Here is a 12,883-nt window from a genome sequence, read left to right on the forward strand (position 1 = left end):
ATCAAATAAAAAAGGGCAGCTCCCGAAGGAACTGCTTCAACGTGCAAGGGGATAGAATCTCTTCCACTCGTTTAGGAAGGAGGAAGTGGAAGAATTAGGATGTTCAAGGACCCGAGGGGTGGGTCCGGATTGCTTTACTTCTCCACTTACAATAATCGCCAGCCGGTTTGTGAGGTAATTAATCTCCATTAAATCATGGCTGACAAACACAGCCGTTGTTTGCGCTGTTTCGATAATGCCCTTGAAATCTTCCATTAACTTAATCTTCGTCGGAAAGTCTAAAGCTGAAAATGGTTCATCGAGAAAAAGAATTTCCGGCTCGACAATCATCGCCCGCGCTAAGTTAACCCGTTGTGCCTCGCCGCCGGATAAATAAAGGGCGTTTTTCTTCGCCAAATGACTGATGCCAAACAGCTCCAGCCAATGGGCCACTTTATCCTTAATGACTCCTTTGGGTAGTTTTCTTAAAGTCAACCCAATAGCGATATTATGAAAAACAGTTCCATCAAGAAGCAATGATTGCTGCAGGGCAATCGAGAACTTTCTTCTTAGCTCAAGCGGCACATTTCCCTTTGGGATACCCTTACCCCGGTAGAGGATTTCGCCACTCGATTGCTTCTCAAGAAAAGCTAACACCTTAAGCAGCGTGCTTTTTCCGGCACCATTAGGTCCCATAATCCCAAGAAATTCACCAGCACAAATCTGAAATTCAGGAATATCAAGAATCGTTTTATTCTGGGCTTTAAAGGTAATATTGTTCAGCTCAACCAACGGGTTCATGATATTCGCTTCCTTTGCTGTAAAAATGTTAACGCGGCCGTAATCAACAGGGCAACGGATAATAAAATAAACGACAGGGCTAAGGCAATATCAAAATTACCTTTGGAAACTTCCATCACAATCGTCGTCGTTAAGATTCTTGTATCACCACGAATATTCCCGCCGACCATCATCGCGGCACCAACCTCGGCGATGACGCGGCCAAAGCCGGCCATGATGGCCGCCAAAATCGCGATTTTCAGTTGCTTGATTAGGATGATTAATGTCTGCATTCTTGTTGCTCCAAGTGCTTTAATTTGCAGGAGCATCTTCTCGCTGATTTGCTGGAATGCCGTACATGTAAGGCTTGTAACAATCGGTAAACTCACTAAAATCTGCGCCATGACAATCGCTGTCGGTGAATAGAGGAGGGTTAGATCTCCTAATGGGCCGGAGCGCCATAACAGCATCGTAATCCACAACCCGGCAACAACAGGAGGCAGCCCCATCCCGATATTAATAAATAATAATAGAAACCTGCGGCCTTTGAATCTAGTTAAACCAAGGAAGATTCCAAACGGCAAACCAATGAGCGTACTAATCAGAATGGAAATAAGACAGACCTTTAGTGTCAGCCAGGTAATCGCAAAAACTTCCCTGTCCCCGGAAAGGATCATTTCTATCGCCTTTTTTATTCCATCTATTAGTAATTCCATAAACGTAATGCCTCCAGGATTTCCTTTAGAAGTAGGATAAGAAGGAGGTCCCTGGGGCCCCCCGTTCCGAGTTAAAAACTATTCAGTGTATTTAAAGAATAAAGATTGGCCGTATTCCTTCTTACCAAATTCTTCAATCACGTCTTGCGTTTTGCTGTCTATCATAAAGTTTACAAATTTTTCAGCGTCTTTACTATTCACTTTATCATGTTTTTCAGGATTTACTTGCATAACGTGATAGATATTCATTAAATCATTTCCGCCTTCAACCACAATCTTCAACGTATCCAAATTCTTTTCTTGTGCAAGCCATGTAGCGCGGTCTGTTAACACGTAACCTTTTTTCTCAGCAGCGACTTGTAATGTTTGACCCATGCCTTGTCCTGTTGATACATACCAATCACCAGCTGGTTTAATGTTTTCAGCCGTCCAGATTCCAAGTTCCTTTTTATGTGTACCGGAGTCATCGCCGCGGGAAACAAAGGTAGCTTTGCTATCTGCCAATTTTTTGAACGCTGCTTTAATATCATCACCGCTGACACCAGCAGGATTATCCTTCGGTCCAACCAATATGAAGTCGTTATACATAACACGCTTGTAGTTCATTGCATCACCTGCATCGACAACGGCCTTTTCAGCTGCTGGGGCATGAACAAGCAGGACATCTGCTTCACCCTTAGTCCCCATTTCTAACGCTTGCCCTGTTCCGACTGCAATCGTTTTAACTTTAACATTGTTATCTTTTTCAAACATTGGGACTAATACATCCAATAAACCGCTGTCCTGTGTACTTGTTGTCGTGGCGAGAATCATTTCCGTTGGTGCTGGTTTCGGTGTTGTTTTTTTCTCTTTTGCGGCTGTTGTATCTTTTGTGTCCGTGTTTCCGCAAGCAGATAAAACTAGAAGCATTAAAGCAAATAGGACGGCAAAATAGCGTTTTCTTAACATGTTGTTTCCTCCGTTTTACTAGTTTGATAAGTGATTTTTCCTAATTCTTGAATCGAATAGCCTTCTAAATCGGTTAAGCTATTTCTAAAGTTGTCCGACTGCAAGTAATCGATCAACTCGGTCAAGCATTGCTGGTTTTCAGCGGTAAAGCGGAATACAAGATCAAAATTTTCGATCGCCACTGGAATGAAATCAAGTCCTAAGTGGCTGGCGGCAGACTGAATTCCAAAGGTAACATCAGCCATGCCCCGGCTTATGTAGGATGCCGCAGACAAATGGTTCCATTCTTCGGTACCGTAGCCGTTAATTTGCCGAGGATCAATTCCATAGCTTGAAAGCTTGGAGTCTAGTAAAAACCTTGTCCCTGCCCCTTTTTGGCGGTTAATAAAATGAATATCTTTTCTAGTAAGGTCATGAAAGTCTTGAATCTTTTTCGGATTACCGTCCGCAACAATAAAGCCTTGTTCTCTTGCGGCCAATCTCAGCTTCAAAATTGATTCGTAAACAAACAGCTGATGGATAAAAGGCAGATTGTATTCCTGTGATGATGGATCTAGTAGATGAATGGCGGCAATATCGCACTGCCCTCGGTAAAGCATCATTAAACCTTCCAGACTGCCAATGTATGAAGGCTGAATCTGTATGTTTAGCGCGCTTGTGGCTTGTTTAGTGAAATGTTCGACAAGAAAATCATGGCTGCCGGAAAGTCGAATCAGTTGGCTTTTGAGAATTGGAGCGGGTTCAACCAACGTTTTCTTAACAGGTGCTTTTGCTTTTTCCTTATATCTTTCAAGTTCTGCATGCTCAATCCGCATTTTATTGCCTATTTTGAAGGCCTGCAGTTCACCTCTTTTTATCAGCTCATAAACCGTATGTTTTGAGATTTGAAAGATCTGGGCCACTTCATCGGGTGTATAAGCCTTTTCTTCCATATTAAAATGAACCTCCTTTTTTCCTAATTTTAAAAAAATCATATCATAACGGATGTGACTTTTGTTAAGTTTTGTTGTGTTTCGTTTAGTTTTGTTTAAGATTGTCATGAACTGTTCAAAATATCTTAAGAATGCAACCACAATAACGGGATATTTTTTTTCAAAAATTAAAGCCCAGAAAGCAAGAAATTCACAATTTCTTCATAAAATTCACGGATTGTTCAATGGTGAGCAAGTGAGTTTGTTGTAGTATAGTAATAGAAGAAAAAAATTTGTGGTAAAAGGGAAGGGATGTACATGTCAAAGCTTATTTATATTACGGCCAATCCAAAACCAGATAGTAAACTTTCAAAAGGAATGCAGATTGGTGAAGTATTTTTAGAAGAGTTCAAAAATGTCCAGCCCGATGTTGAAATTGAGCATATGCACTTATATGATATGGATATTCCGGAAATCGATATGGACCTATTATATGGGCGTGCGAAATTATCCTTTATGGGCTACACAAAAGAACAGCTTTCCGAAGCAGAGCGGACGAAGCTGGAAAAAATGCATGCGCTCGCTGATAGGTTTATTGCTGCGGATTATTATGTGTTTGTAACACCGATTTGGAATCTCGGTGCCCCGGCTATCTTAAAATCGTTTATGGATTGCTTATTTATTGCTGAAAAAACGTTTACGAACACTGCCGATGGCCCTAAAGGACTGCTAACCGGCAGGAAGGCGCTTCACATTCAAACGCGCGGCGGCATTTATTCCAGCGGCCCAATGGTTGAATTTGAAATGGGCGACCGCTATTTAATGAAAGCGTTGAAATTCCTTGGCTTCGACCTAATGGAAACGGTTGTTGCCGAGGGAATGGACCATTTTCCAAAAAAGGCACCAGAAATTATGGCCAAAGCAAAAGAACAAGCAGCAGAAGCCGCAAGAGTTATGGCAAAACAGACGGTTACACTATAAAAATGAGCGACTCGATGACTCGAGTCGCTTTTTAGTACCCAAATTGTTACTAACATTTCAATTACTCGCGAATTTAGCGGCGTTACTCGCGAATCCATTTTTCCCCCCGAATCTCTTCATGCTAGAATTTTCCGGTAAATTGGAAGACCAAGACGAGTAAACCTAACGCCCAAACATAGTACGCAAATGGCTTCAAAGAATGTTTTCTCAAATAGCCAATCATCCACTTAACCGCGATATACCCGAAGATGGCAGAAGAGACGATTCCAACGAGCAAGGCGGATAAAGAAATTTCTTCCCCAGCGCCGCCCAGTAAATCTTTCGTTTGCAAAACAATCGCCCCGGCAATTGCCGGTGTTGACAATAGGAAGGAAAAGTAGGCAGCCGTTTCACGGTCTAATTTACGCCAAAGTGCCGCAACAATCGTCATTCCGGAACGAGAAATGGCTGGCATAATTGCAACGGCCTGAAAGGTGCCGATGATAAACGCATCCTTGTAGCTGATATTGTCCATTTTTTTATGGCCGTTTTTCGCGGAATCAGCGAGCCACAAGAATAACCCAGTCAGCAAAAACTCCCAGCCAATCGTAGCCCCTGTCTTTGAAATTTCATCAATATAATCCTTAAAAGCGAGCCCGAAGATTACGGCGGGAATCGTCCCGACAACCAACAAAAACGTTAATTTACTAAACGGATTTTTGATCATTTTTATAAACTCAGCCTTATAAAAAACAAAGACAGCCAGTAATGTCCCAATATGCAGCATCGTATCGAGCAAAAGCCCCGCTTCCTGTAAACCAAATAAATTCCTGCCTAAATAAAGATGCCCCGTACTGCTAATCGGCAAAAATTCCGTTAACCCTTGGATAATTCCGAGAATAAGTGCTTCCAGTTTTGTTAACATAAAAAACCCCTCATTCTAAAATAATGATAAGCCTGTACATTTCATAGATATGCAAAAAGAATCGATTTAATGAGGCATAGATTTACCGATGAAATTAATAAAACAAAATTAGTGCAAATGAAACGCCTTCTCCCATAAAATAGAAATATAACCTGTCGAGAGGAGAAACGCATTTTGGCAAATTCTCATCTGCATTTTAATACGTCAATCGGTGTTAAAAAACCGGAAAATATTCGAAACAAGCAGCAGGCATGCCCTTTTTGCGCACGAGACCAGTTGACCGATCTCATCGCTGTCGATGGCCCGATTATTCTTTTGAAAAATAAATATCCTGTTTTGGAAAATGCTTTTCAAACCGTGTTAATTGAAACGGATGATTGCCATGCTGAATTATCGACCTACACAAAAGCGCATTTACATAGGTTGATCAAGTTCGGTATCAAGCATTGGCTGGAAATGGAGGAAACCGGCAGATATCGCTCGGTTATTTTTTTCAAAAATCATGGGCCATTGTCTGGAGGTACGCTTGCCCATCCACATATGCAGATTGTTGGCTTGCATGATATTGACTATAAAGAAAAGGTAACTCATGAAATGTTTGAAGGAATTGTGATTGCTGCAGTAGATGGGGGTCCCAGGTTTACGCTGTCGACAAAGCCGCGGGTTGGATTTTATGAGTTTAATATTGAGATGGAGGATTCCAGCTATCAGGAAAGCTTTTCGGAGTACTTGCAAATAGCTGTTCACTATATTTTGAATCATTTTCCATTCAAGGCAACGAGCTATAATGTCTTTTTCCATCATATTGATGATAAAATTTATGCGAAGGTTGTCTCCCGTTTTGTTACAACCCCGCTTTATATCGGATATGGAATTCCCCAAGTGCCAAATAATCTGGAGTGGATGGCTGAAGAGGTGAGGAGAATTTATTTTAATATGTAGGACATTGGTATGTAAATAAAACCATTCGCTGTTTAGAAGTTGTGATTTGCTGTTTTTAAAAATATAATGAAGGAATGTACAAGTTTTACTATCAAATTTATTTCCATGCATGGGATGGGAGTCGAAACTCATGCATGCTTTTAAGGTGGAGACTTAAAATTGACTTCAAATAAAAACACAACTTCTAAACTGGATTACAGTCTTGTTCTTATATTATTACTTTTGTTTTTGGCGAGCTGTGCCGCGATTTATAGTGCCCAATCAAGCGGGCAATACGATCGAAACTTTTTAATTTTTCAAATTGGCTGGTATGTTGTCGGTTGCATCATCATTGGGGTTGTAATGACCTTTGATTCTGACCAGCTGCGGAAGCTAACCTGGTATTTATATGGGTTTGGACTTTTGCTCCTTATTCTGTTAATCCTTGCACCGGAGTCGATTGCCCCAAGACTCAATGGCTCTAAAAACTGGTTTAAGCTTCCTGGAATTGGTACGATACAGCCCTCAGAGTTTGTCAAGGTATTCATCATCCTTGGCCTTGCATGGGTTATTGACAAGCATCATCTAAAAAACACGCTAAAGACGATTCAATCTGATTTATGGCTGTTAATCAAGATGGGTATCGTAACAATGGTACCGTTAGTGTTGATAATCAAGGAGGACTTGGGAACAGGGCTTGTCTTTCTGGCTATTTTAGTAGGGATGGTTTTTATCTCGGGAATCACCTGGAAGTTGCTGGTACCGATATTCTCAGTAGGTATTGTAGTTGTTGGAACGATTTTTTACTTTGTGTTATGGAATCCGGCTGTTCTAGAAAAATATCTTGGCGTGCAGGAATACCAATTTGGCCGGATTTATTCATGGCTTGATCCTTATAATTACCAAAGCTCGACAGGCTATCAGCTGACAAAATCGATGCTTGCAATCGGTTCAGGACAGACGAGCGGCAAAGGCCTAGGCAACCGTGAAGTCTATTTGCCAGAAAGCCAAACGGATTTTATTTTTAGTGTTGTGGGCGAGGAGTACGGCTTCATTGGAGCCAGTGTGTTAATCAGTTTGTTTTTCTTGCTGATTTACCATATTACCAAGGTCGGAATGGAAACAAAGAATAATTTCTACACCTATATATGTGTCGGAGTCATCAGCATGATAACCTTCCACGTTTTCCAAAATATCGGCATGACGATTGGCGTGCTGCCAATCACCGGTATTCCGCTTCCATTTATCAGTTACGGGGGGAGCGCGTTAATGGGGAATATGATGGGCCTAGGTTTGATCTTTTCAATCCGCTACCATTATAAAAAATACATGTTTTCGACAACAGCATAATTTCGAAGAAAGAGCGGCAGGGGTTCGCTCTTTTTTTGTGCCTTTGGAGAATATGTATGAGTTTGGCGGCGTTATCATCAAGTTTGGCGGAATCGCCGTAGGGCAGGATCCAGGCATGAAAAGAGTAGAGACTCCCGGCCGGGAATAAACAAAAAACAAGGACCGTCCAACGAGACGGTCCTCAACTTCAATCTTATTTTTTCAAAAAGATCTTTTCAATATCATCTAGCATTAAGTTGGCTGCCAGCACGCCTCCAGCTGTGTTCCAAATCGTATCGTTCACCTTGTGGACTTCACCTTTTTTCGCTACCTCAAGGTTCTTAAATAGAGGGTCGGCAATCCATTCCTTTTCCAATTTCGAGCCTTTGCCATCCCCCGTTTCGTAGGTAAAGTAGAAGAGGATATCTCCATCCATTGCCGGAATACGTTCTTTTGTGACATTTCTTTCGGCAAAATCGTCGACATTTTGACTTTCTGGGCGGGCGAAGCCAAGGTCATTTAGTATGACGCCTGAGAACGTATCTTTATGATAAATACGAACCTCTCCAGCCATGAAGCGGACCATTGAAACCTTCATGTTCTTTTTGTCGCCAAGCTTTTCTTTAATGTCCGCAATGCGGGAATCGTAATTTTGCAGGACTTCATTTCCTTTATCGATTTTATTTAATGCTTTAGCATACAATTTGAAGTTTTCCTTCCAGTCGCCGCGAAGCGTTTCCGCAAACACGGTCGGGGCAATCGCACTTAATTGCTCGTAAATTTTTTCCTGACGCATTTTATTGCCAATAATCAAGTCCGGCTTCAGTGCAGCGATTGCTTCCACATTTACTTCACTTTCAACGCCCACTACTTTTACGTCTTTCATTTTATCAGCAATATGGTCATACCATGGATCTCCGGTAAACGATTTAACGGCACCAACAGGGGTCACACCCAACGATAACAACGCTTCCGTTCCTTCGTTTGTTAAAATAACAACCCTTTTCGGTGTTCCTTTAATTGGAGTGGAGCCCATTGCATGGTCAACCGTGTATGTCTTATCTTCCGTTGACTTAGGTTCAGTGTTCTTTTCCGTTGTCTTCTCCTCAGCTCCGCCGCATGCAGCCAATAATAAAATCGCCATAACCGAGAAAAGGGATAGGATTGTTTTAATAGCCTTCATAAAAGTATGTATCCTCCTTATAGTTGTAAATGATAATCATTTTCAATAACACCCTTATCATAAAATGAAAGAAAGGAAGATGTCAACGGTTTAATTGAAAATGATTTTCATAGTCATTGACAATCATTATCAATTAGCGATAGACTAAACCTATTACAATAACTACAAACGAAGCTAGAAAGGTTTTAATATGATGCTGTTAAAAACTACGCAATTAAAATGGGCTGGACTCGTGACCGCCGTATTACTGATGCTTCTGTTAATGTGTGGCAGTGTCATTTATGGCTATACCGAAACAAGCTGGCGAACCGCAATCGATACTTTTACAAATTATAATGGTTCAAATGAACATATCATTATTAAAACCGTGAGACTTCCGCGTGCATTAATTGCTTCTGCTGTTGGGGCAAGCCTGGCAATTGCCGGTGCGCTCATGCAAACCTTAACAAAAAACCCGCTGGCATCGCCGGGGATTTTTGGAATTAATGCCGGAGCAGGTTTTGCCGTGGTTGTAGCAGTTACCTTATTTTCAGTGAATGATTTGCAAGCCTTCAATGGCCTGGCCTTCATCGGTGCAGCAGTTGCCGCAATCAGCGTTTATGCCATCGGCTCCTTTGGAAGAGAAGGGTTAACACCGATGAAACTGACATTAGCTGGTGCAGCGATTGCAGCAATGTTTTCTTCCTTTACACAGGGATTATTGGTTATAGATGAAGCGTCTCTGGAGCAGGTTTTGTTTTGGCTCGCCGGGTCTGTCCAGGGGCGAAAATTGGAGACACTGCAAAACGTTTTACCTTACATAGGTATAGGCTGGATCGGTGCCGTTCTTATCGCTGGAAAAATGAATATCCTGTCCATGGGGGAAGATGTCGCCAAAGGACTTGGTTTAAACACTGGTTTGCTAAAAATGACCGTCGGCGTACTTGTTATTCTATTGGCAGGCGGTGCTGTTGCAGTCGCTGGTCCGATTGGCTTTGTTGGCATCGTCGTTCCTCATATTACAAGAGCAATCATTGGGATTGACCATCGCTGGGTTATTCCGTTATCCGCTATTCTTGGGGCGATTCTACTGCTTGCAGCCGATATCGGTGCTAGATATATTTTGATGCCCTCCGAGGTACCGGTCGGGGTCATGACAGCGATCATTGGCACTCCATTCTTTATTTTCATTGCGAGAAGGGGGTTCAATGGCCGATGAATAACTATAAAAATTTCCGTCCTTTTAAGGGGAAAATCTCCTTTTTAATTGATCGAAAAGCTGCCTTTATCTTTACATTCCTTTTATTAATCACTTTTCTTGTTTTTGTCATTAGCACAGGTACAGGAGAGATGAAAATTAACCCGCTTACCGTGGTAAAAGTGTTGTTCGGGGGCGGTCCGGAAATGGAAGGACTGATCATCAAATCGTTCCGGCTGCCAAGAATTATTGTCGCGTTACTGGTTGGTATTTCATTAGCCGTTGCCGGCGGGATATTACAAGGGATGATTCGCAATCCGCTTGCCTCACCGGATGTCCTTGGGATTACAGGGGGAGCTGCAGTTGCAGTGGTCGCTTTTCTAGCTATCTTTAGCGATAAAAATAATGCCTTAACGATTAGTATCTCCTGGTTGCCGCTAGCCGCCTTTTTGGGCGCAGGGGTAGTGGCTTTCTTAGTTTACGTCCTTGCCTGGAAAAATGGTGTTTCCCCGATTCGACTCGTGTTAATCGGAATCGGTATATCAACTTTAATGCAGGCCTTAACGACGTTAATGATGATTATGGGGCCGATTTATCAGGCAAGTCAGGCGAATATTTGGATTACCGGGACGGTTTATGGTTCCAATTGGAAAAACGTCGTAACGCTCGTTCCATGGACCGTTATTTTTCTCATTATTGCCATGGTGGCAGCGAGGACAATTAATATTCAAGAGCTTGGCGATGAGATTGCCACCGGTTTAGGCGGCAAAGTGCAAAAACAACGATTTCTACTATTAATGATCAGCACCGCCTTGATTGGAAGCTCGGTCGCTTTTGCCGGGGGAATTGGTTTTGTCGGCTTAATGGCCCCGCATATGGCAAGAAGGTTAGTGGGCTCCTCGTTTGGTGCACTGCTGCCGACATCGGCCCTAATTGGCGGAATTCTTGTCATGATTGCGGATTTAATCGGCCGGACGCTGTTTTCACCATTAGAAGTACCTGCTGGAGTTTTTACGGCTGGAATTGGTGCGCCGTACTTTATTTACTTACTTTTTAAAACAAGAAACGCTTAAAAAGGAGCTGCTAAAAGATGATAAATGCGATTGAAACCAAAAAATTATCCCTTTCCTATGGAGAGACGCTCATAATAAATGAGTTGGATTTGATAATCCCTAAGGGTGAGATTACCGTTTTTATTGGCGGAAATGGCTGTGGAAAATCAACGCTTCTTCGTTCAATCGCCCGTCTTCTGAAGCCAAAGTCAGGGGGCGTGCTTCTTGAAGGGAAAGCAATCGCCAAGCTTTCGACAAAGGAAATTGCGAAAAAAATGGCAATTTTGCCCCAATCACCAACCGCGCCCGAAGGATTAACTGTCCTTCAGCTCGTCAAGCAAGGACGCTATCCGCATCAATCGTGGTTAAAGCAATGGTCTGAGGAAGATGAGAAAAAGGTCAATGATGCACTGAATGCCACCAGGCTGGAAGAGTTAAAGGATAGAACCGTTGATTCCCTTTCTGGCGGGCAAAGACAGCGTGCTTGGATTGCCATGACCCTGGCCCAGGATACGGATATAATCCTATTAGATGAACCAACAACTTACCTGGATATGACCCATCAAATCGAAATTCTTGACCTGCTGTTTGAATTAAATGAAATGAAAAAGCGGACAGTTGTCATGGTGCTCCACGATCTTAATCTTGCCTGCCGCTATGCCCATAATGTAGTGGCGATAAAGGACCAGCAAGTGTATACCCAAGGGCTGCCTGAGGAAGTCATCAATTGCAGTCTTGTCAAAAATGTGTTTGGCATGGACTGTGAGGTCACAATGGATCCATTATTTGGGACACCGCTATGCATTCCCTATGGAAAAGGAAGATGTATTTTAAACAAGGCGGTCGCGTCCAATGGCTGACATATTTCTTCAATTGAAAAAATACAGGTTTAATGAAAGCTTGGATCAGTCATTTAGTGCTGCGGATTTGCTGGAAGAGTCTTACCTTAAGGACTTTATGGAAAACTTGGCCAAGACAATCGGTGCTCCTTCGGAAAAAATAGCTGCATCCATTTTTATGAAAAGATATGCTTTTTTAGCGGTCATCTCCCTTTATGCGATGACTGTCTGGAATAAAAAAATGAATGTATCAGTAGATAATGTAAAAATGGAACCAGTCGAACCAGAAAAGGATTGGCTTCCTTCCATTTCACTAACGGATTTAACTCTTTTGGATTGGGATGGGAAGGATCGTTCTGACTGGCGGAAAAGTGTTATCAAGGCCCTTTTTGCCAACAATATTTATCCGATAATCACAATGCTGGAAAAAACAATCGGAATTTCAAGGCTGATTTTGTGGGAAAATATTGCTGTCTACTTATTCTGGCTATATGAAACCGAATTAAAAGATATCGAGAATGATAACGTTGCGAATGACTTCGATTATTTAATTTTTGAAGCAGAGGGACAATTATTTGGTCGATACAACGAGAATCCATTACAAAGATACTTTAGTGAAAAGACGTATATGGAGGAATGGAATCAGCAGATAAGAATAAGAAAAACTTGTTGCTTTACTTATCAGCTTCCAGCAGGCAAGCGCTGCAAAACCTGTCCATGTACCCATTTAGCCAAGGATGGAAGGTGCCAAGATGGAGAAAATGTTTGCGGATCAGTTCGAAGCTTTGCTTGAGAAATATAGTGAACTTTTGGTTGGGGAAGCTTCCGACGAGACGAATGAGAAGGTGAAGGCCTGGGCATTGTACTCTCACATCGCTAAGTCAATGCCGGCTTTAATTAACCATTGGAGTGCACTATACCCTGAAGCAAGGGAAGAAATGAAGCACATGATTCATGAAATTAAACAGCTGAATGAGCAGCATCGGAAATCAGCGCAGAAATAAAAAACCGGAGGATTCAAAATTCCCTCTGGTTTTTTTAAAAAGATAAAATGTATAAACATTTTGACTTTGAGAATTGTCCAGCGCAAGCGTCCCTAGCGGCTAATGTCCTTCGCTCTCCGCCCTACGATAAGTCAACATCGGGCAGCGAAGCTCACCGTG

At 42.2% G+C, this 12,883-nt stretch carries 14 protein-coding genes; 8 read left to right on the forward strand and 6 right to left on the reverse strand.

Translation table 11 applies throughout. The features are described from left to right. Window positions 1-36: 36 nt before the first annotated feature. The 4 genes from ACIQCO_RS04335 to ACIQCO_RS04350 form a co-directional block, all read right to left on the reverse strand. The gene (locus ACIQCO_RS04335) at window positions 37-780 is read right to left on the reverse strand and encodes an ABC transporter ATP-binding protein (protein WP_400426339.1); all 744 of its coding nucleotides are present in this window, start codon (window positions 778-780) and stop codon (window positions 37-39) included. After that, complete coding sequence (locus tag ACIQCO_RS04340) at window positions 777-1,475, reverse strand: ABC transporter permease (protein ID WP_400426341.1); 699 nt, start codon at window positions 1,473-1,475, stop codon at window positions 777-779. The genes ACIQCO_RS04335 and ACIQCO_RS04340 overlap by 4 nt, the downstream gene beginning before the upstream one ends. Before the next feature lie 78 nt (window positions 1,476-1,553). Next, window positions 1,554-2,423, reverse strand: a complete 870-nt coding sequence (locus tag ACIQCO_RS04345; RefSeq protein ID WP_400426343.1) for an ABC transporter substrate-binding protein — start codon at window positions 2,421-2,423, stop codon at window positions 1,554-1,556. Continuing rightward, a complete protein-coding gene (locus ACIQCO_RS04350) occupies window positions 2,417-3,355 on the reverse strand; it encodes a substrate-binding domain-containing protein (protein ID WP_400426345.1) in 939 nt (312 codons plus the stop codon). Before ACIQCO_RS04350 ends, ACIQCO_RS04345 begins: the two co-directional genes overlap by 7 nt. Before the next feature lie 297 nt (window positions 3,356-3,652). On the opposite strand from ACIQCO_RS04350, the gene ACIQCO_RS04355 reads away from it, so the two are divergent. Next, on the forward strand, window positions 3,653-4,315 hold the full coding sequence (locus ACIQCO_RS04355) for an FMN-dependent NADH-azoreductase (RefSeq protein ID WP_400426347.1): 663 nt from the start codon (window positions 3,653-3,655) through the stop codon (window positions 4,313-4,315). A gap of 121 nt (window positions 4,316-4,436) precedes the next feature. On the opposite strand, the gene ACIQCO_RS04360 is transcribed toward ACIQCO_RS04355, so the two are convergent. Then, window positions 4,437-5,219, reverse strand: coding sequence for an undecaprenyl-diphosphate phosphatase (locus tag ACIQCO_RS04360; RefSeq protein WP_400426349.1), 783 nt, complete (start codon window positions 5,217-5,219; stop codon window positions 4,437-4,439). A 174-nt stretch (window positions 5,220-5,393) separates the two neighbouring features. Between ACIQCO_RS04360 and ACIQCO_RS04365 the strand changes: the two genes are divergently transcribed. Together ACIQCO_RS04365 and ACIQCO_RS04370 are read left to right on the forward strand one after the other, a co-directional pair. Then, complete coding sequence (locus ACIQCO_RS04365; protein WP_400426351.1) at window positions 5,394-6,161, forward strand: DUF4931 domain-containing protein; 768 nt, start codon at window positions 5,394-5,396, stop codon at window positions 6,159-6,161. 159 nt (window positions 6,162-6,320) lie between these two features. Further along, the gene (locus ACIQCO_RS04370) at window positions 6,321-7,490 is read left to right on the forward strand and encodes an FtsW/RodA/SpoVE family cell cycle protein (protein ID WP_400426353.1); all 1,170 of its coding nucleotides are present in this window, start codon (window positions 6,321-6,323) and stop codon (window positions 7,488-7,490) included. A 193-nt stretch (window positions 7,491-7,683) separates the two neighbouring features. Here ACIQCO_RS04370 and ACIQCO_RS04375 read toward each other — a convergent pair whose 3' ends face one another. Continuing rightward, a complete protein-coding gene (locus ACIQCO_RS04375) occupies window positions 7,684-8,652 on the reverse strand; it encodes an ABC transporter substrate-binding protein (RefSeq protein ID WP_400426355.1) in 969 nt (322 codons plus the stop codon). A 193-nt stretch (window positions 8,653-8,845) separates the two neighbouring features. On the opposite strand from ACIQCO_RS04375, the gene ACIQCO_RS04380 reads away from it, so the two are divergent. The 5 genes from ACIQCO_RS04380 to ACIQCO_RS04400 are packed head-to-tail and all read left to right on the forward strand — an operon-like array spanning window position 8,846 to window position 12,724. Continuing rightward, the gene (locus ACIQCO_RS04380) at window positions 8,846-9,850 is read left to right on the forward strand and encodes a FecCD family ABC transporter permease (protein ID WP_400426575.1); all 1,005 of its coding nucleotides are present in this window, start codon (window positions 8,846-8,848) and stop codon (window positions 9,848-9,850) included. Then, window positions 9,847-10,902 (forward strand): FecCD family ABC transporter permease, encoded by a 1,056-nt coding sequence (locus tag ACIQCO_RS04385; RefSeq protein ID WP_400426357.1) that lies wholly within the window; start codon window positions 9,847-9,849, stop codon window positions 10,900-10,902. The genes ACIQCO_RS04380 and ACIQCO_RS04385 overlap by 4 nt, the downstream gene beginning before the upstream one ends. Before the next feature lie 17 nt (window positions 10,903-10,919). Then, on the forward strand, window positions 10,920-11,741 hold the full coding sequence (locus ACIQCO_RS04390; protein WP_400426359.1) for an ABC transporter ATP-binding protein: 822 nt from the start codon (window positions 10,920-10,922) through the stop codon (window positions 11,739-11,741). Then, window positions 11,734-12,513: a siderophore-iron reductase FhuF gene (fhuF, locus tag ACIQCO_RS04395; RefSeq protein WP_400426361.1), complete on the forward strand. Its 780-nt coding sequence runs from the start codon at window positions 11,734-11,736 to the stop codon at window positions 12,511-12,513. Before ACIQCO_RS04390 ends, fhuF begins: the two co-directional genes overlap by 8 nt. After that, on the forward strand, window positions 12,473-12,724 hold the full coding sequence (locus ACIQCO_RS04400; RefSeq protein WP_400426363.1) for a DUF2573 family protein: 252 nt from the start codon (window positions 12,473-12,475) through the stop codon (window positions 12,722-12,724). Before fhuF ends, ACIQCO_RS04400 begins: the two co-directional genes overlap by 41 nt. The last annotated feature ends 159 nt before the right edge of the window (window positions 12,725-12,883 follow it).

The organism is Neobacillus sp. NPDC093127 (assembly GCF_044754175.1).
Classification (GTDB): domain Bacteria; phylum Bacillota; class Bacilli; order Bacillales; family Cytobacillaceae; genus Neobacillus.

Bases quoted from the DNA above. Each gene is read 5' to 3' on its own strand.
- ACIQCO_RS04375 (WP_400426355.1), bottom strand. From the start codon at position 8,652: ATGAAGGCTATTAAAACAATCCTATCCCTTTTCTCGGTTATGGCGATT.
- ACIQCO_RS04340 (WP_400426341.1), bottom strand. From the start codon at position 1,475: ATGGAATTACTAATAGATGGAATAAAAAAGGCGATAGAAATGATCCTT.
- ACIQCO_RS04390 (WP_400426359.1), top strand. From the start codon at position 10,920: ATGATAAATGCGATTGAAACCAAAAAATTATCCCTTTCCTATGGAGAG.
- ACIQCO_RS04355 (WP_400426347.1), top strand. From the start codon at position 3,653: ATGTCAAAGCTTATTTATATTACGGCCAATCCAAAACCAGATAGTAAA.
- ACIQCO_RS04380 (WP_400426575.1), top strand. From the start codon at position 8,846: ATGCTGTTAAAAACTACGCAATTAAAATGGGCTGGACTCGTGACCGCC.
- ACIQCO_RS04385 (WP_400426357.1), top strand. From the start codon at position 9,847: ATGAATAACTATAAAAATTTCCGTCCTTTTAAGGGGAAAATCTCCTTT.
- fhuF (WP_400426361.1), top strand. From the start codon at position 11,734: ATGGCTGACATATTTCTTCAATTGAAAAAATACAGGTTTAATGAAAGC.
- ACIQCO_RS04360 (WP_400426349.1), bottom strand. From the start codon at position 5,219: ATGTTAACAAAACTGGAAGCACTTATTCTCGGAATTATCCAAGGGTTA.
- ACIQCO_RS04345 (WP_400426343.1), bottom strand. From the start codon at position 2,423: ATGTTAAGAAAACGCTATTTTGCCGTCCTATTTGCTTTAATGCTTCTA.
- ACIQCO_RS04335 (WP_400426339.1), bottom strand. From the start codon at position 780: ATGAACCCGTTGGTTGAGCTGAACAATATTACCTTTAAAGCCCAGAAT.
- ACIQCO_RS04350 (WP_400426345.1), bottom strand. From the start codon at position 3,355: ATGGAAGAAAAGGCTTATACACCCGATGAAGTGGCCCAGATCTTTCAA.
- ACIQCO_RS04400 (WP_400426363.1), top strand. From the start codon at position 12,473: ATGGAGAAAATGTTTGCGGATCAGTTCGAAGCTTTGCTTGAGAAATAT.